The sequence below is a fragment of the Chryseolinea serpens genome, assembly GCF_900129725.1.
GTDB classification, from domain to species: Bacteria; Bacteroidota; Bacteroidia; order Cytophagales; family Cyclobacteriaceae; genus Chryseolinea; species Chryseolinea serpens.
This window is the reverse complement of the sequence record NZ_FQWQ01000004.1, coordinates 121,120-139,821: the sequence shown is the minus strand read 5'-3', so window position 1 is coordinate 139,821 and position 18,702 is coordinate 121,120. Positions and strand designations below refer to the sequence as shown.

15 protein-coding genes are annotated in these 18,702 nt (G+C 51.9%); 7 read left to right on the top strand and 8 right to left on the bottom strand.

The features are described 5' to 3' along the window. Positions 1-8: 8 nt before the first annotated feature. Both BUB30_RS25160 and BUB30_RS25155 read right to left on the bottom strand, forming a co-directional pair. Positions 9-524: a cupin domain-containing protein gene (locus BUB30_RS25160; RefSeq protein ID WP_143165080.1), complete on the bottom strand. Its 516-nt coding sequence runs from the start codon at positions 522-524 to the stop codon at positions 9-11. 286 nt (positions 525-810) lie between these two features. Beyond that, positions 811-1,803, bottom strand: coding sequence for a Gfo/Idh/MocA family protein (locus tag BUB30_RS25155; protein ID WP_073139946.1), 993 nt, complete (start codon positions 1,801-1,803; stop codon positions 811-813). Between the two features lie 103 nt (positions 1,804-1,906). Between BUB30_RS25155 and BUB30_RS25150 the strand changes: the two genes are divergently transcribed. Next, entirely contained in the window at positions 1,907-2,635 is a 729-nt protein-coding gene (locus tag BUB30_RS25150) for a tRNA1(Val) (adenine(37)-N6)-methyltransferase (RefSeq protein ID WP_073139943.1), read from the top strand. 274 nt (positions 2,636-2,909) lie between these two features. Here the strand turns inward: BUB30_RS25150 and BUB30_RS25145 are convergent, their stop codons facing one another. Continuing rightward, complete coding sequence (locus BUB30_RS25145; protein ID WP_073139940.1) at positions 2,910-5,372, bottom strand: PKD domain-containing protein; 2,463 nt, start codon at positions 5,370-5,372, stop codon at positions 2,910-2,912. Between the two features lie 176 nt (positions 5,373-5,548). On the opposite strand from BUB30_RS25145, the gene BUB30_RS25140 reads away from it, so the two are divergent. Beyond that, positions 5,549-5,878, top strand: coding sequence for a PadR family transcriptional regulator (locus BUB30_RS25140; RefSeq protein WP_073139938.1), 330 nt, complete (start codon positions 5,549-5,551; stop codon positions 5,876-5,878). After that, a complete protein-coding gene (locus BUB30_RS25135; protein WP_073139935.1) occupies positions 5,875-8,535 on the top strand; it encodes an ABC transporter permease in 2,661 nt (886 codons plus the stop codon). Before BUB30_RS25140 ends, BUB30_RS25135 begins: the two co-directional genes overlap by 4 nt. Positions 8,536-8,541: 6 nt before the next feature. On the opposite strand, the gene BUB30_RS25130 is transcribed toward BUB30_RS25135, so the two are convergent. The 3 genes from BUB30_RS25130 to BUB30_RS25110 all read right to left on the bottom strand — a co-directional run bounded on the left by BUB30_RS25130 (position 8,542) and on the right by BUB30_RS25110 (position 13,269). After that, complete coding sequence (locus BUB30_RS25130; protein ID WP_073139933.1) at positions 8,542-9,660, bottom strand: adenylate/guanylate cyclase domain-containing protein; 1,119 nt, start codon at positions 9,658-9,660, stop codon at positions 8,542-8,544. A 35-nt stretch (positions 9,661-9,695) separates the two neighbouring features. Continuing rightward, a complete protein-coding gene (locus BUB30_RS34685) occupies positions 9,696-11,957 on the bottom strand; it encodes a PAS domain-containing sensor histidine kinase (protein ID WP_084138391.1) in 2,262 nt (753 codons plus the stop codon). A gap of 664 nt (positions 11,958-12,621) precedes the next feature. After that, positions 12,622-13,269, bottom strand: a complete 648-nt coding sequence (locus BUB30_RS25110) for a metal-dependent transcriptional regulator (RefSeq protein ID WP_073139930.1) — start codon at positions 13,267-13,269, stop codon at positions 12,622-12,624. Between the two features lie 103 nt (positions 13,270-13,372). Between BUB30_RS25110 and BUB30_RS25105 the strand changes: the two genes are divergently transcribed. Genes BUB30_RS25105 through BUB30_RS25095 form a run of 3 tightly spaced genes read left to right on the top strand, consistent with a single transcriptional unit; the run spans position 13,373 to position 16,255 of the window. Continuing rightward, positions 13,373-14,569: a di-heme oxidoredictase family protein gene (locus tag BUB30_RS25105; protein ID WP_073139928.1), complete on the top strand. Its 1,197-nt coding sequence runs from the start codon at positions 13,373-13,375 to the stop codon at positions 14,567-14,569. 10 nt (positions 14,570-14,579) lie between these two features. Next, the gene (locus tag BUB30_RS25100; RefSeq protein WP_084138390.1) at positions 14,580-15,026 is read left to right on the top strand and encodes a QcrA and Rieske domain-containing protein; all 447 of its coding nucleotides are present in this window, start codon (positions 14,580-14,582) and stop codon (positions 15,024-15,026) included. Continuing rightward, entirely contained in the window at positions 15,023-16,255 is a 1,233-nt protein-coding gene (locus BUB30_RS25095) for a hypothetical protein (RefSeq protein WP_073139923.1), read from the top strand. The genes BUB30_RS25100 and BUB30_RS25095 overlap by 4 nt, the downstream gene beginning before the upstream one ends. A 79-nt stretch (positions 16,256-16,334) precedes the next feature. Here the strand turns inward: BUB30_RS25095 and BUB30_RS25090 are convergent, their stop codons facing one another. After that, positions 16,335-17,585 carry an alkaline phosphatase family protein gene (locus BUB30_RS25090; RefSeq protein WP_073139921.1) on the bottom strand — a complete coding sequence of 417 codons (1,251 nt, stop codon included), beginning with the start codon at positions 17,583-17,585 and terminating at the stop codon, positions 16,335-16,337. Between the two features lie 136 nt (positions 17,586-17,721). On the opposite strand from BUB30_RS25090, the gene BUB30_RS25085 reads away from it, so the two are divergent. Next, a complete protein-coding gene (locus BUB30_RS25085) occupies positions 17,722-17,958 on the top strand; it encodes a CBU_0592 family membrane protein (RefSeq protein WP_073139918.1) in 237 nt (78 codons plus the stop codon). 76 nt (positions 17,959-18,034) lie between these two features. Here the strand turns inward: BUB30_RS25085 and BUB30_RS25080 are convergent, their stop codons facing one another. Beyond that, a complete protein-coding gene (locus BUB30_RS25080; protein ID WP_073139915.1) occupies positions 18,035-18,625 on the bottom strand; it encodes a TetR family transcriptional regulator in 591 nt (196 codons plus the stop codon). Positions 18,626-18,702: the final 77 nt, after the last annotated feature.

Sequence of the window (18,702 nt, the reverse complement as noted above, 5' to 3'; positions counted from 1 at the left end):
AAACGGCGTTACCGTCCGAAGTCATCCTGCACCCGCACGATGTCGCTCTCGTCGGAAGGATGGTTGGCGTCGGTGTGTTGCCAGATCTCGGCAATCATGCCCCAGCCGTCGAGACCCACCAGGCGGTGACGCTGTCCTTGGCGCAGGCGGATGATCTCGCCGAGGGCCAGGCTTTTCACAACGCCTTCTGTATCCGTTTCGCTGGTCACGACACCGGCCGTGCCCGCCACCAGTTTCCAGATCTCGGCGCGACGGTGGTGATATTGCCACGACAAGCGGGTCTGCGGCTGCACCATCAAGATCTTCGGGCTCAGCTTGCCGCTGATGCGCAACGTGTCGAGGTTGATGCCGGGAAAATACAGATCGGCGAAAGCCTGGGCTTGCGTCTCGTCCAGCACAAAGAATCCACCCCAGGGGCGGTTAAAGTCCTTGGCGGCTACTTTAAAGCCGGCGTTGGCCAGATAGTTCTCAACGGTTGCAAATACAGCGGCTTTGTCGCCGGTCAAAGTCAAAGATGGGTTCATACCGGGTTGTAAAATGAGGCCGAAAATTAGTTTAAATTCTTTATTCTGAAAGGTTTCCTCCGGGTTGGTGCAGTCAATAAATTTAAATGGTGTTCCAATTATGAATACAGGAGCCAGAATCCAGGAGCCAGAATTCAGTAGTTAGTATTCAGTAGTCAGTAGTTAGTAGTTAGTATTCAGTAGTCAGCGTCCATTTGGGGTGCGATCAGTTGTTTGATCGCGACGTGAGATGGCGGAGGGTGATTCATGCGTCAGGAGGAGATTCGTCAAAGCAAGGGTGTCACGGCTATTGGCGGTCGGCTTCGTAGCGGATGCCACAGCTTTTGCGAATGCGATCCAGGGTCTCTATTAATAATAACGAGTCGGCATGACACATCACGGGGCTTTCGGTGAGGCCTTTGTTCAGACAGCTGTTCACGTGGCGCGCCTCGAACTGGTAGCCATAGCCTTCCTCGCGGTGCACTTCGATGGTTTGGGGTGGTTGCCTATCCTTGACCATGGTGATGTGCGATGTGGCGTTGTGAAAGCGGTTGCTCATGCGGATGTAGCCTGCTGTGCCCACGATGGTGGCCTCCACGGGCGTGTCGGCCGCGAAGGTGGCGCTGAGGTTGGCCAAGGCGCCGTTCTCGAAGGCCAGCGTCATGGCGATCTGCTCGTCCACACCGGAAGAGTATGGTTTCATGACGGCCTTCACGTCCACGGGTTTGCCCAGGAACGACAAGGCAAGAAAAACCGGGTAGATGCCGATGTCCAGCAGTGCTCCCCCACCCAAGGTCGGGTCGTAGAGCCGCTGTGGCGTGGGTTTCTCGGCGCGGAAGCCAAAGTCGGCCTGCACAAGCTTCACCTCGCCGATGTCGCCCGACTTGATGAGCGTGCTCACCTTTTGATATTGCGGGAGGAACTTTGTCCAGAAGGCCTCCATCAAAAAGGTGTTGTGTTTGCGGGCGGCGGCGATCATGTCCTGCACCTGGTAGGTATTGAGGGCAAACGCTTTTTCGCACAGCACCGCTTTTTTATGCTGCAGGCACAGCAAGGTGTGGTCGCGGTGAAAGCCGTGGGGTGTGGCGACGTAGATCACATCCACGTCGGGCGAGGCGGCCAGCGCTTCGTAGGTATGGAACACGAGCGGCACGGGGAACTCGGCGGTGAAGGCGGCGATCTTTTTTGGATTGCGCGAGGCAATGGCCACCAGTTCTGCATCTTTGACCAGCCGCAGGTCGGCGGCGAACTTGTTGGCGATTTTGCCACATCCTAAAATACCCCAGCGAATTTTTTCCATATACTTACGGTGTAAAGTTTATAAAAGGACGATCATTCCTTTCTTTTCTTCTTAACGAAGATCACGGAAAGAAAGCTGTCCTGCCAACCCGGGCCGTGAAGGTATGAAAAGGAAAACGCATTTTCAGTTCAAACAATTTGAAGTGCAGCACGACCGCAGCACCATGAAAGTGGGCACCGACGCCGTCCTGCTCGGCGCCTGGGCCCACGTTGCAAACGCGACCCGGATCCTCGACATCGGCACAGGTTCCGGCATCATTGCGCTGATGGCCGCCCAACGGACTCCATCCACCACCCAGATCGATGCGGTGGAGATTGAGGGACAAGATGCTGCGCAGGCGGCGGAGAATTTTTTGGCTTCACCCTGGAGCGAGCGTCTGCACATTCACGTCGCCCCGATCCAGGATTACCCCCCGTCACCCCCCTTTCATCCCTATCTCTACGATGTTATCTTAAGTAACCCCCCTTTCTTCATCAACAGCCAAGAGCCACCCAACAAACGCCGTCACGAAGCGCGCCACACGGTGACTCTAGATCACGCCTCCCTGCTCGCCGCCGCTGACCGCCTGCTGCAGCCGCAAGGAACGCTCAACGTCGTGCTACCCTACACCGAAGGCCTCCAATTCATCGACCTCGCCAAACAGCATGGCTTTTTCTGCACACGGCAATACAGCTTCCGCACGCGCGAAGGAAAACCCATCGAGCGGTGGTTGCTGGAATTTTCGCGAAAGGAACGGGCGACTGAAACCGGGGAGATATTATTATATAAGGAGAAGCTGGAATGGTCCGACAGCTATGTTGAATTGACGCGGGATTTTTATTTGAAGTTATGATCGCCCGATCGCCCGTGTTGGTTTATTCACCACCCTCGCCCATGTTGGTGTTCTTCACCAACATGAATCGCTTCCACACAACATTCCCAAAAACAAAACACATCGTGCCCCTCGCCCATGTTGGTGTTCTTCACCAACATGAATCGCTTCCAACCACATTCCCGAAACAAAACATGTCGTCTCCTACATCATCGCCCTCATAATTTTACTCATTACTATTAAAGGGATCGTCATAAATCTTGTTGGTGAAGAACACCAACAAGGGCGCAACCATTTACTTCACAACATGTATCCACCCCTTCCGATGCTCAGCTATTTTTCTGCCTTGTGCACCGGGGTGGGAATATTCAATCGAATAATAATAAATGCCGGAAGCATTAGTGTCGGTTCCCGTGATGCCGTTCCAGGACGGTGTTGAGGTGGTGTAGATGGTTTTTCCCCAGCGGTTGACGATGTGCATCCGGAATTGATCGTAATCACAATCCGATGAAAAAACAAACGCATCATTCTTTCCATCGCCGTTCGGCGTGATGATGTTTGTGATGAAGTCGTTGCACGTTTCGCAATTCTTTACCTCCACGGCGCGGGAAGCCGACGTGACGCAGTTGCCCTGGGTGAGTTTTAAGGTATAGGTTCCGGCCTTGTCGACTTGGATTTTGGGTGTAGTGGCCCCGTTGCGCCAGGCAAAGGTGCCGGGTGTTGTTTCCGGCAGACCCATCGAAAACGAATCGCCGTCGCAGATCACGGTATCGCTGCCGAGCGAGATGCTTTTCAGGAGGCCATCGCATTGCGCGCAGTCGCGGTAGTGCAGGTTGAATTTGCTTTCCGCCAGGCATTGGTTGCGAACGATCACCAGTGAATACTGGCCGGGATCGGCGGCGGTGAGTTGGCGGTGCGTTGAACCGTCATCCCATTGATAGGTAGCGCCAGGGATATCGGATACCGGTCCGAACGTGACGGGGGTGGCAAAACAAAAGTCGACGTCTTCCTGCAGCACGGGAAGGTCTTCCAATACTTCGACATTTATCTTTTTTTCGGACGTCCCGTTTGCGGTGAGTGTGACTTCGTAGGTTCCAGCCCTGGGGTATACGTGTACAGGATCGGATAGTGTGCTGGTGTTACCGGGACCCGGATCGCCAAAGTCCCACGCCCAGGTTGTGCCATCGGCACAAGCCAGCGACTCATTTTTAAAGTTCACGGCGTGACCCACGCACGCAACGGTGTAGCTGAAGTTCGCTTCGAGGATGGACACACCGACATCTTTTTGAACCGTCGTTCCAAAACAATAATAATCAAAAGCCCTTAACGTGACGGTATATTTTCCCGGCGCTGGATAATCATGCGTGATCGGATCTGTTCCTGGATTGACATAGTAGCCCTGGTTTTCAAAATCCCACGCATAGGAAGGTGTACCGCCCCACGCAAAATAATCGCCATGGGCGTGATCAAATTGAATATAGTCGGCCTGGATGGCAAAGTCCACGGTCAGGTTTTCGCAAACGCTTTTTGAAGTAAAGTCAACGCTTTTAAAAAAACTCACCGGCAATTGGGGGCACGTGCCGGTGCGAACGAGCGGCGTTTGAAAGTAGGATTCGATGTAGTTGGGAAGTCCGTAGCCCTGGGCGATGGGACATGGATACTTGATGTAGTCCCGGATCATGTCCGCCGCCGCCCCAATGCCGTTGGGATTGGTGAAGACGCCCAGGCCGCCATCGCCGTTGTAGAGTTGAAAATACAACCGGCCATCGATCCCCAGTTGCAAGGCGCCCACCTCAGCCCAGACCGACATGGATTGCCGGTGGGCCATGATCTGGTCCGGCGTGCCAAGGCTGAGGTCGTATTGCACGATGTTTTGCTCCACGCAGCCCCACGCGCACGCGAGGTAGAGCACACTGCTGTTGGGTGAAAAGGAAGCACCATACATACCCCTCAGCGACGAGGTGATGACAAAATCGGAAGTGACCTTGCCCGTGTTTTTGTTGAATTTGAAAAGTTCGGGGTAAATGCCATCGGTATTGTAGTAGCCGATCTCAAAACTGTTGGCCACCAGGCGCTCGCCATTGGGGGAGAACTTGAGATACCCCCGCCCCCCGGTATGTATCTGGCCCGTGGCGGAGACGATGGGCACCGGGTTGAACCCTATACCGGCGGTGATGGAGTAGGTATAGAACTCATTGTTCTGAATGCCGTGCGCCACCAGCCACACGTCTTTGCCATTCGGCTGAAAAACGGCGGCTATTTTCTCGGCCACCGGGGAGCGGAGGTATTGCTTTTTCAGGATCACATCGCCCAGTCCGTTGTTCAGCGACATGTCTACGATGGAGTAGCGAAGCCCGTCGGCAAAGTAATCTTCGGCGCAGTCGGTGGAGAAAATATAATATTGATTTGGGTTTCCGGGATGAGGAACGATGAGGGCGCTTTGTGTGGACGAAGGGTTGTCGCCAAACCCGAGACATTGGGCGCCGAGGTCGCTGCCGTTGGGCATGATCCGAAAGTCCTTGTTCCAGACCTGGTCGCCGTTGGTGATGAAGAGAAGCTTGCCGTCGGCGGTGGACATGGTCGATCCGCCTTCCAGGCCAAAGAACGGTGAAATGGCCAGGCGTGTGTTGGCGCAGGTAAAATCCAGACCTGCATAGGTGCCGAAGGCCCAATGAGACGCTTCGTATTGTGCGTGGAGCACACTGCTCTGCACAACCCATAACAGACACAACGCCGCGTATTTAAAACGTACAGACATCCAGATAAAGCCGCTTATACAGCCTGTAAAGCTACTACATTACCTGCAAAACCCCCGTCCGGAAACGGGCGAAAAGAGATACGTTCCGTACAGTTTACTGGTATAAATCCGTGCCTTTGAAGCCGGGAAGGGCTTGGTCATATATTTGCTCTACAAACATTGAAATAATACCCACTATGTCGTCTCGCATTTATCTCGGGGAGTTGGAGGAGTTGATCTTATTGATGGTCGCCCTCCTGAACAAGGAAGCCTATGGCGTGACGGTGGCCGAAGAATTGAAAGCGCAAGCCAACCGCGAACTCAGCATCAGCGCCATACACGCTGTCCTCCACCGCCTGGAGGAGAAAGGATTTGTGAAATCAAAAATGGGTGGCGCTTCTACCGAACGGGGAGGACGCCGGAAGCGGCTCTTCAGCATCACCGCCCACGGCCGCAACGCACTGGAAGAATTGCGCGACACCCGCGACCTGATCTGGACCCTCATCGCTAAAACCGCTGCCTCATGAATCACAGCCTCAAACCGCCAGCCTGGGTTGATTCGCTCATCGATTCCCTGTCGCCACCCGATCTCTCCGAAGAGATCCGCGGCGATCTCTACGAGGTGTTTGTGAAAGACATTCTCAACAAAAATATTCAACACGCCCGAAGACGATATGTGCTGAACGGAGTGGGCTTCCTCTTTAAAAGCTTCTTCTGGAAAAAACCTTCGTATCACCCCAAACCCACTCCTATGCTTACGACACATTTTAAAATGGCCCGTCGCAGCCTCTCCACGCAGAAGGGCAACACCGTCATCAATGTTCTCGGGCTCGTCGCGGGCATCGCGGCCACGCTGGTGATCCTGGCCGTGGTGCGGTTTGAGCTGAGCTTTGACACGTCGCACACCGGCGCCGACCGGATCTACCGACTGGTGCGTGTGAGCGGCGACGATATGTCGGAGTTCCGGACGGGCATTTCCTACCCGGTACCGGTGGCCATGAAAGAAGAAATTCCCGGCCTTTCCAACATGGCGGCCATGGAATATTTCGGTGGCGCCAATGTGGATGTGATCGACCCATCGGGCACGGCCCTCCGAAAGTTCCGGGAAGAAAGCGGCGCCGTGTTGGTGGATGCGGCGTTCTTTAAACTTTTCGACTTTGGCAAGGGTGGGCTCACCTGGCTGGCCGGCAACCCCGACAAGGCGTTGGCCGAGCCTCTCAGCATCGTGCTCACGAAGTCGTATGCAAAAAAATATTTCGGCGACGAAAATCCCATCGGTCAAACCTTGCGTCTTCAGAAGCGGTACGATGCCAAGGTGACCGGCGTCGTCGAAGACTTTCCCAACAACACCGATTTCCCTTTCTCGATCCTCCTCTCCTACAGCAGCCTGACGAACCTGAACCCGGGCGCCTGGAACGAATGGACCGGTGTGAACGATGGCCACAGTGTCTACATCCGCCTGCCCGAAGGCATGACACAAGCCGATATGGAAAAACAGATCGCCCGGGTCCATGCCGCACACACATCAAAAGAACTGTCCAGTTCACGGCACTACCTGCTGCAGGCGTTAGGCGACGTGCACTTCGACGCACGCTTTGGCACGTTCAGCGGCCGGACGATCAGCCGCGAGACCATCCTGGCCCTGGAGCTGGTGGCCTTGTTCCTCTTGCTGACGGGCAGTATCAACTACATCAACCTGGCCACGGCACAATCGGTGCTGCGGTCGAAAGAGATCGGGTTGCGCAAAGTGATGGGCAGCAATCGCAAGAACCTCGTTATCCAGTTCCTGATCGAAACGTTTTTGGTCGTGTTTGTCGCCGGGGTGATCGCACTCGGGTTGTCGGAAGCGTTGATCATCGCGCTGCAGCCCATCCTAAACCTGAGGCTTACCCATTATAATTTTACGGACCCGGCGGTCATTCTCCTGCTCCTGGCCATCATCGCCGTCGTCACCCTGGTTTCCGGATTTTATCCGGCATGGACCATCTCCCGTTTCCATCCGATCGATGCCTTGCGAAACACGTTTACCACGGAGCGGCTGGGGGGGTTCAGCTTGCGCAAGGTGTTGGTGGTATTTCAATTTACGATCACGCAAGTGCTGGTGGTGGGCACCTTCATCGTAGTGAGCCAGATGCAATTCTTTCAAAATGTGGATATGGGATTCAACCGCGACGCCGTCATCAGCGTACGCGTGCCCGACCGAAGCGTGACAGGCATCAAGGTGCTGGCCGACAGACTGCGGGCCCTGTCGTCGGTGGCGAGAGTGAGTTTTAGTTACACGCTGCCCTCGGGCGTAAACCGCAGCCACAGCTACCAGGACATCGGAAAACCGGAAGCGAAAGAGATGAAAGATTATGTGGTGTTCGAATTTGGTTCCATCGATAGTGCTTACGTCGGCCTGTATCAACTCAAATTATTGGCGGGTCGAAACCTGATCGCCGCCGACTCGTCGCGGAACATCCTGATCAATCAGCAACTGGTCAACTCCCTCAACCTGGGCACGCCGGAAGAAGCGCTCGGCCAGCCACTGAAGTGGAATGGCCAGATCATGACCGTGGTCGGTGTGGTGAACAACTATTTTATGAACTCCCTGAAGGAAGGATACGACAACATCGCCATGCGCACCGAACCGGGTTCATACTCCACGGTGAGCATCAAGCTTCAAACCCGGGAAGGAAAAAGCCTGATGGCGGCCGTGAAGGACATTGAAAAAATATGGAAAGAGAATTACCCGGAACACGTGTTCTCCTACCAATTCTTCGACGACAATATCCGGGCTTTCTATGCGCAGGAAAACAAATATGCACAGCTCTTTCAATTGTTCGCCTTGCTATTCCTGCTCATCGGCTGTCTTGGGCTCTATGGCCTGATCACCTTCGTCGTGAATCGCAAGGGCAAAGAGGTGGCCATCCGCAAGGTGCTGGGCGCAAATGTAAGCCAGATCCTCGTGATGTTCTCGCGTGAGTATGTGCAGTTGGTGGCCATCTCCTTTGCGCTGGCCGTGCCCGTGGCCTATTATGTGGTGGACAGTTGGCTGAGCAACTTTGCCCAGCACATCCCGCTGTCGTGGTGGAGGTTTGTTTTGCCCGGCGTGTTGGTGTTGGTGATCGCGCTGGTGATCGTAAGCACTAAATCGGCGCGTACGGCAAATGCCAACCCGGTGGATAAGCTGAAGTACGAGTGATCCTTTCTAACGCATTCCATAATCCAGGCTCGCGATCCCAATCGTCGAGGTTTTGCCTCTCAGTTGGATCATCCCCAAGGCTTCCGCTTTAAGGTGATGGTTGACGTCGATTTTCTTCAGCAGATATTCTGAAATGAGAAACTTCTTATTGTACTCGTTACAGACGCTTTGGATCCTTGCCGCGGTATTCAAGGTGTCGCCATGATAGGCAATGTCTCTTTTGATGTCGCCAATTTCTACAACCGTCACAGTCCCCATGTGTAGACCTGCTTTGAAATGTGGGAGAAAGCCGTAGCGCTTTGTGTAGTATTCAGCTTTATCTAAAAAATGTTTTTCGGTGGCAAAGAAAAACCGGATGCAGGAAAAGTCCTTGAGTCCATCCGGCACCCGCCAGGTCACCACGATCTCGTCGCCTACATATTGGTATACTTCCGCGCGAAAGGGCAACAGTTCCCGGTTAATGTCCATAAAACTATCACGGATGAATTCGCTGTATTTTATGTGACCCAGTTTCTCGGCAATGGAGGTAGAGGATTTCAAGTCCATGAACATAAAGATCCGTTCCTCTTCTTTTGGGATGCTATATTTTCCGAGCAGCAAGGGGACCAATACGCCGGGACCATATTTCTTATTCACCTGGTTGATGAAGTTGATCAGGAGGGTCATAAAGAAATAATAGATCGCCAGGATATAGAATATATATTCCCATGACTTGGGACTCAGCCCGGATGCCAGTTGTGGGGAGCGCACCCAATCAAATAAGACAAATCGAAGGAGCGCAAAAAAAAGAAGCAAAACACTGACGGATATGATGGTCTTTAAAAGGAGGATCCGTCCCAGGGATTGCTTCCTGGCCATTTTCCTGTCAAAATAATAGTCGGCCGATCCAAGGCATACACCATTCAAAATCCCTATCGTAACACAAACCATGAGCACCGGGGTCAGGCGGCCTAATCCGGTCAAATGAAATGTTTCGCCGACCGAGCGGGTTTGCAGGTGCATGATCGTTCCCAGGAGAACATTGGCGATTATCCAGAAATTTATTTGAATGCTCAGGAAAGTGAGGAAGGGAAATTGGGCGAAAATTCGCTGCGCCGTGGCGGTATAATCTATTTTCTTTGACATCCCTTTGTAATTTTATTGATGCATGTTGACCTTTTTTAATCCCCTGGCATCGGAGGCAAGGAAAAAAAGAACGTCGCCCCTTCCCCATCTCTTCCCTCCGCCCATATGCGGCCACCATGTTTGTCGACGATTCTTTTTGTCAGGGCCAGCCCCACTCCGGTTCCTTCAAATTCGGTGGTCCTGTGCAGCCGCTGGAAAACACCGAACAATTTGTGACCATAGTCCATGTTAAAGCCCGCGCCATTGTCCTTGACAAAAAAGACAACCTCCTCCCCATCGGGAAACGACCCGATGTGAATGACGGGGGTTTCTTTTTTTGAAGAGTATTTAATGGCATTGGAAATCAGGTTTTGCCACACCTGGTTTAGCATGGACAGATCGCCAAACGAAGGCGCCAGGGCATCGACGATGATCTCGGCGTTGGTTTGGGTTGACGCGACGAGGTCGTGGATGTTTTTTTCGACCATGGTGTCGGTGTGGATCTGCGCCTTGGCCAGTTCCTGTTTGCCCAGCTTGGAGAACGCGAGGAGGTCATCGATCAAGCGCCCCATTTTGGTGGCGTTGTTCTGGATCTTGTTGAGATGTCGCTTCCCTTCGTCGTCCAGCACGGGGTCGAAATCTTCTTTCAATATTTCGGAGTAGCCGATGATGGACCGGAGCGGCGCCCGCAAGTCGTGCGAGACCGAATAGGTGAACGCCTCCAACTCCCGGTTGGCAACCTCCAGTTTCTGTTGCGCGTGCTTGAGTTCGGTGATGTCGTAGATGATATTGATGGCAAACTTCTCCCCACCGTGCTGAATGGTTTCGATGGATGATAAAATTTCAATCAATTCGCCCGACCTCCGTTTTATGGTCATCTCCATATGTTTGAAAGAGCCGTCGCGGATCAATGCTCTCAAGACCTCTTCTCTTTGTTTTATATTCACGATCAGCCCCAACTCCGTGGAACTGTGATGAAGCACCTCTTCGCGGGAGCAACCGATCATTTGCAAAAAGGAATCGTTAACTTCCATGTACCTGGAATCTGAAAGCCGCGTGATGGTGATGCCGGCAGAGCTTGCCTTAAACGCTTTCTCAAACTTATCTTCACTCTCTTTTAATTCCGTCACTTTTCGTTCCAGTTCGGCCGTTCGCTCCTTCACTTTTTCTTCCAGGGCGGCGTTCATGTTTTGAATGGCTTCTTCTTCCCGCTGGCGTTCGGTGATGTCGCGCACCATGCCCAGCATGCGGCCGTTGGTGAGCATCCGCGCGTTGATCTCGACGGGAACGAGGGAGCCGTCTTTCCGGATCAGGTTTCGCCTGCTCAAGATCTTTTTGCCATCCAGCAACTCTGCAAACTTCGGAGGATTGCGTCTCGCTTCTTCCGGTTGCAGCACATCCTGCGTGGTCATTTTCAGGAACTCTTCTTTGGTATACCCCAACAGTGCGCAGGCGCTGGGGTTGACATCGATATATTTTCCCTTGTCATCCGAAATAAAAATGCCGTCCGTGGCCTGCTCGATGACGGAGTGATACTCAAGCTCCGTCTCCAACATCTTTCTCGACCGTTCCATGATCCGATCTTCCAACTCGGCGTTGATGCTCTTTAACTTATCCTCCGCCATTTTTCTTTCGGTGATATCGATCATGACCGCGATCAAACAGGGCTCATCGTTCAGGTTCACCAGCAATAGCGACATCGAAGTCCACTTGACATTTCCCTTTCGCGTACGGAGGCTGCCCTCGGTGTTCATCACCTTCTTGTTTTCTTTTAGCTGACGGATGATCTCATTTCGCTGCTCCGGGTTGTCCATCAGGTTCAGGCTTTCGGCGGTCTTGCCGACCAGCTCGGCCTTGTCGGAAAAGTCGAGCAGCCGTAGCAACGCCTCGTTCACGTTGATGATGGTCGCGTCACTGAGGCGGGAAATGGCCAGGGCCGCGGGGTTGAATTCGAACAGGTTGGCAAACAGGTCGTGCGTGTCCGTGGCATTTTTGGCGTCGGCAGTGGTAAATTCTATTTTCAGAATGACGAAGGGGACACCGCCATTCTCGGGCACAGGTGTGAATTCAATTTTGACAGTTTTATCGGCCTCAGTAAAAAGCAACGGAGAGGTTGGTTGCTTATTGATCCGGACATCCTCCAGAGCGGACTGCAGTATGTGTCGTGGAGTTTTGAACAGCGAAAATATTTCTTTGCCAAAGATGTTACCGTGATCCGGTGAAGCATACTCCACAAACTCCTTATTTCCGGACACGATCTTGAAATTCGCATCAACCACAACGAGCAGGCCGGGCAACCAATAAAAGAAATCGGACATACTTAATTTTTTAGACGGATGACTACAGCTAACCGGCCATAGGGACCGTCAGGTAATGAGATGATTAAAGGTAATCCTTTTAACCAAAATCATAAAACTTAACCAAATTCATAAAGCTTAACCAAATTTATAAAAACGAAGCCTGGCGAACACGTCATGTCGCTGGCACGCGTTTTTTTAAAACCTACGCCCGCAGTTCAAGACATCCCGAATTTCGAGAGCACTGAAACCGGATAACTTGCACACGGGATGAAACGAAGAACGGCAAACACCGAGAACCTCGCCCCCGCTTTGAAATGCTGCACAGATCCAATGTGCTATCCACGGGATTCCTTGAACACGTGCGAAGCCAGAGACAGTTTGTGCCTGCGGAACGACGTGTTTTGTCGGAAGGCCGGCAGTACTTCGTCATGTCGCAGGCACGCGTTTTTTAAAACCTACGCCCGCAGTTCAAGACATCCGAATTTCGAGAGCACTGAAACCGGATAACTTGCACACGGGATGAAACGAAGAACGGCAAACACCGAGAACCTCGCCCCCGCTTTGAAATGCTGCACAGATCCAATGTGCTATCCATGGGGTTCCTTGGACACGTTCGAAGCCAGAGGAAGGGCGTGCCTGCGGAACGACGATCTTTGTCGGCAAACCTGCAGGCCTTATCGGTTCATTCCACGAACAACCGCTCCGTTACCTGCTGGCTTAGGATGATCTCGTGGCCGGATTTTAGGATCGCCAGCGAGCCGTCGAAAGGTTCGCGCTTTTGGATGGTGATGGTGTCGCCAATGTGGATGCGCTTTATATTGAGAAGGTCCAGGAAAGGTTTTTCGTCGACCGAGACGGCGATGATCTTTACGGTTTTTCCTTCGGCCACCTCGCTCAGGGCGATGCGTTTTTTTGCGGGGAGTTTTCCGTCTGTGTCCGGGATGGGCTCGCCGTGTGGATCGGCTTTGGGGAAATTCAGCAGCTCGTCCATGCGGTCATAAAAACGGGCCGAGTTCACGTGCTCCAGTTGTTCGGCGATGTCGTGGACTTCCTCCCATCCCAGGCCCATCACTTTCACCAGGAACAATTCTGCCAGGCGGTGTTTTCGGATGATCGAGAGCGCTTCCTTTTTTCCCTTTTCGGTGAGCTTCACCCCTTTGTAGGGTGCATAGACGATCATCTTTTTGACGGCCAGCTTTTTTACCATACTGTTCACCGTGGGAAGTTTTACTTCCAGTTTCCGGGCGAGGTCAGTAAACGAAACTTCGCCGGTTTCCCCGGATAAGGAGTAAATGGATTTGATATAGTTTTCTTCCGTTAATGACCCCATAGCCCCGATTTATATCAAAAATCGCAATTTCTGGGTAAGATTATTAAATTTATTTTATTAGATTCATCTAACATTTTAATTCTAACGTTCGTACTTTTGTTCGATGAATACCCGAATATTTTCCCGACTCACACTTTTTGCATTTTTGACCCTGGCCGCGGCCTGCTCCGAATTTGAACCCGCCGCGCGCGAAAGTGATACCCTTTTGGACGGTCCCGTGGAAGGCCTGTCGGAGGCTGAAAATCAGCACTTTCTGAAAGGCGATGCGGCTTTTAATACCGACGTCTTCACGTCCGCCAATGGGTTGGGTCCTTTGTTTGTCGCTACCTCTTGTGGCAGTTGCCATGCCGGCGATGGCAAGGGTCATCCCTTCACCACCCTCACCCGGTTTGGCCAAAGCGATGAACGAGGCAACCTCTTTTTAACTATGGGCGGGCCACAGTTGCAGCACCGGGCTATTCCGGGCTACACCCCTGAAAGCATTCCTTCCGGCGCTCCCTACTCAAAGTTCACACCGCCCGCCAACACGGGCCTGGGTTTCCTGGATGCGGTGGCCGACGAAGAAATTCTGAGCTGGGCCGACCCCGACGATCTGGATGGTGACGGCATCAGCGGCGTGGCCAACTGGATCAGGTTGAAGGGATATGTTACGCCCCGCGAAGGCAGCGTTGAAAAGGATGAAAAATATATCGGCAGGTTTGGCAAAAAGGGCGCTACGTATGACCTCCTTCAACAGACCGTGACGGCCTACAATCAGGACATTGGCATCACTACCACCTACGAACCCTACGACACTTACTCAGGACTGGAGACCGACCCCGAAATTCCCAACCAGCGCGTCAATGATGTGGTGTTCTATCTGAAAACATTAAAAGCCCCCATCGCCCGTGGTGAAAAAGACGAACTCGTTTCGGGTGCACAGATCTTCAGCACAACAGGCTGCGCCAAATGCCACCGGCCGGAGATGAAAACAGGAAATTCTTCGATCAACGCATTGGCCCATAAAGTCTTTGCCCCTTACAGCGACTTGTTGCTCCACGACATGGGGCCCGGACTGGACGATGGCTACACAGAAGGATCTGCAAAAACCTACGAATGGCGAACACCACCGTTGTGGGGTCTGGGGCTCTCAAAAAATTCTCAAGGCGGAAAATATTTCTTGTTGCACGATGGAAGAGCGGGAAGCATTGAAGAGGCCATCCTCTTGCATGGCGGTGAGGCTGCGCAAGTGAAAGACCGGTATGTGAGCCTTTCGGCCGATGACAAAACCAAATTGATTCAATTCCTGGAAAACCTGTAAGGCGAAAATTATGAACAGAAGAAAATTCATCCGGCAAACGTGTCTGGGTTGCCTCGGTGGGGGCATCGTTCCCTTGGTTTTAACAAACTGTCAGAGCACGCATTATGCCACCGGCACCATCGAAGCCAACGGGATCGTGGTACCGGTTTCTGAATTCACGTATCTCAAAAAAGAGCAGACCGTCATCCGTCCTTATATACTCGTGCAAAATGATACGCTGGAGTTTCCCATCTATGTGTATCGTTTTTCAGAAAATGAATACAGCGCCCTGTGGATGAAGTGCACACACCAGGGATCGGAGTTGCAAGCCTCGGGCGATCATTTGCATTGCCCCAGTCACGGAAGTGAATTCAACAACAAGGGAACCGTGAGCCAGGGGCCCGCTGAAAAAAATTTAAAGTCATTCCCGGTCACCGTGAGTGATGGGAAAATCAAAATAGACCTGCGACAATCATGAAAAGACCTTTACTCTTCGGGATCCTCCTTTTGCTGCTGTTAAACTTTCGTGCGAGTGGTCAGATCGACTCCACCCTGTTGCGGCGCACGCCAAAGGACACCACAAAGTTGCTGCTCAACATGGACGCGGTCTATAACCGGCCGTTTCTCTCGGTCGGCAAAGTGCCGGTTGCCGTGGGGGGCTACGTGGAAGCGAACTGGCAACACCTCGGCACCGACGGTGTTTCGGAAGGGCACCAATTCCAGATGCGACGGCTCACGTTGTTTATTGCCTCAACGATCTCCAGGCGAATAAAATTCTTGTCCGAAATTGAATTCGAAGACGGCACAAAGGAAATCAACATTGAATTTGCTTCGGTTGATTTTGAATTCCATCCCTTATTGAATCTTCGCGGTGGGGTGATCATGAACCCGATCGGTGCGTTCAACCAAAACCATGATGGTCCCAAGTGGGAATTCATCGATCGCCCCGTCTCCGCCACGCAAATGCTGCCGGCCACGTGGAGCAATGTGGGGTTTGGTCTTTACGGAAAGTTGTATAAGAAGGATTGGGTCTATGCCTATGAAGTGTATCTCACCAACGGTTTTGACGACCAGATCATCAGCAACACACAGAATAAGACGTTCCTCCCCGCGACAAAACTCAACACCGACCGCTTTGAAGAAAGCTTTAACGGCGAGCCGTTGATCACCGCCAAAGTCGCCCTGCGCAACAAGCGGATCGGCGAACTCGGTCTTTCCTATATGGGCGGGGTCTACAACAAGTTCCAGGAAGACGGCCTGATCATCGACAAGAAAAGAAGGGTGGACACCTGGGCCGTCGATTTCACCTCCACCGTGCCGGCGACGAACACCTATATCCGGGCCGAGTGGGCTTTTGTGCACGTCGATATTCCCGATTCCTATAGCCAGCAATATGGCAAACGCCAGGTGGGTGGGTACATGGACGTGGTGCAACCCATTCGAAGAGGAAGTTTGCTCGGGTTTGAAAAATCGGTCATCAACGCTGCGGTCCGGATCGAGTATGTGGATTGGAACAAAGGCACCTTCATTGAAACGGGTGGCAACATCCGCGAAGATTTCTTTTCCGTGGTGCCGGGAATCAGTTGGAGGCCCACATCACAAACGGTGGTCCGCCTGAACTATCGCTACAACTGGCAAGTCGATATCCTCGGCAACCCCGCTTCGAAAACGGCCGGCTTTCAATTTGGATTTTCCTCGTACTTCTAGCCCATCGCTACTGGCAAGTCTTTCCTTTCAAACTACGTAACCTGGAAGTGATCGTGCAAGATCACTTCCAGGCGCGATATCAACTTTTGCTTTTCTTAAAATCCTTTTTCACCACCCAGGTGTTGGTCGTGTTAAAAGGTGCCTTGATCAATATTTTATAGACATCGGCGGATGCCGGTGCGGGAAGGTTGAACGTGTATTTACCAGCCTTCACGGGAGCTTTTCCCACCGTCGTATAGGTATCGACTCCTCCCTTTGCAAAATTATTGGTCGGCGTTAGTTGAACTTCCAACTCGCCGGTAGGATTCAGCACGCTCCAACTCAGTTCGATCTTGTCGCCTGTGCGAACGGCTTTCAGATTGCTGACCGACACATCGCCGACAAAAGACACGCCGTCGATCTCCTTTTTTACTTCCTCCGGAATGGAGAGGTTCATAAACTTGAGAATGGAGGGTGCGATGTCGACCGCGCCAGGTGTCTGGTGGAAGCGTGCGTTTAGCGGCTTGGCGTTGGTGACGATCCAGGTGGTGCGTTCGCGTTCGCTTTGACCGCCATGATCCTTGCCGGTTTTTGCACCGCGGCCGTGGTCGGTGGTGATCACGATCATCCACTCTTCGCCAAATTTCCGTTCGCGTTCTTTTATAGCGTTCCACACCTTACCAACGCGGGCGTCGGCCTTTTTCACGGCATCATAAAACGCAGGGCTGTCGCCGTACATGTGGCCCATGTCGTCGGTGAACTCCAGGTACACCCACGAGAGATCCGGTCCGTTTTCGAGGATGTATTTTCCAGCTTCGGTCGATACGGCTTCGTCGATATCGGACATGTGCTTCGCGTCTTTCGTATGGGGGAAACGCACGGTATCCAATTCCAATCCATCGTAGGAATAATCCAGTTTCACGCCGCCGGCTGCCGGCAAGTTTTCGCCAACCAGTTTGGTACGGTTGTCGGTCCACGAAGAGAACACGGCGGTCTTGACATTCGGGTTGGATGCTTTGGCGATGCGGAAAATATTCCAGTAGTGATAGTTGGGCGCTGCAATGTCGTTGTCCCAAACATTGTGTTTGTTCGTCCAAACGCCGGTGAGCACGTGGTTGTAGCCCACGGCAGAAATGGTGGGCGATTGGCTGTAGCCATCTTTTTCGCCGCCGAGATAAGCGTGTGTATACCCATCTTTGGAGGAGATTTCGTCGAGCACCGGGGTCTCCACTTTCTCGATCACATCCGCGGGTATGCCGTCAAGAATAATAAAAACGGCTTTGCGTTGTGCGTGTCCAAAAACGACCAGGTGAAAACAGAGAATAGATAACAGAAATTTAATTTTTATCATAAATGGGATATGTGTATTTTTTGTAAATCGTAATATATTGAATAACTGTTCAAAATTGAAAACAAGTTAGGACACCCAAAAGCATCCGCAATTATTGAATGATTAAATTTTTTAAACGGCTCTTCTGCACAGTGCAATGATTGAAATTATCGGGTGGGCCGGCGTGGTGGCCTATGTTGTTGCTTATGGTTTATTGAGTTTGGGCAAAATGAAGCCCGACCGGGTGAACTATCACGCGCTAAATGCTTTCGGGGGCATTTGCCTGGTCGTTCTTTCTTATCATAAAGCGGATACTCCTAATTTATTTGTCAATATCATTTGGGTGGTGATTGCTACCCTTTCCATTCTTCGTATTCTGAAAATCAAGCGATAAGACGAGCGGGTATATATAGTTTATAGAGTCGATGTACGCTAAAAATGCATTAAACCTGATTTCTCTCTATCGCCCGTCACAATCCCAACTGGAGGAGCGCATGTTTCTTCAGCATGTTGAGCTTGCGGGTGTAGTCTGTTTTGGAATCCACCATGCCCAGGTAATAATAGGCTCCTTCCATAAGCGCAAAAATTATTTCTACCGTCTCTTTCTCGTTTCGGATGTTGATGACTCCGTTTTTATTGGCTTTCTGCAGGGCATCCGTCAGCAGTTTGCGCAAGGATTCGTGCAGGGCCTTGAAGGCTGACCGTATTTTCTTGTCCCTGTAGACCAGCGCATAACAACTGTAAAACACGCTGTCGTCAAAAAGCTTATTCCATTTTCGTGAAAAAAGGTTGTCGATGAGCTGTTTCAGTTCGCGGGCGTTCGTATAGTCCTGCCCGTTCGTTTTATAAATGTCGCTGTACTGCTCCAAAATGAAGTCGATCAGTCCGGAAAACAACGCTTCCCGGGTTTTAAAATAGTGTACGATCAGGCTGGGATTGATGTCCATATGGTCGGCCACCTTGGCAATCGAGGCATTTTCGAGTCCTATTTTTTTTGCAACGGTATAAAATGCCAGGATAATTTCTTTCTGGCGGGTGTCTTTGAGGCTTATTCTTCCCATGTATTAAACTTTTGTCAAAGTAAATTAAATGAATTTGTTCCAATATGAAGAATCTGTTAAATTTAATTGAATGGTCA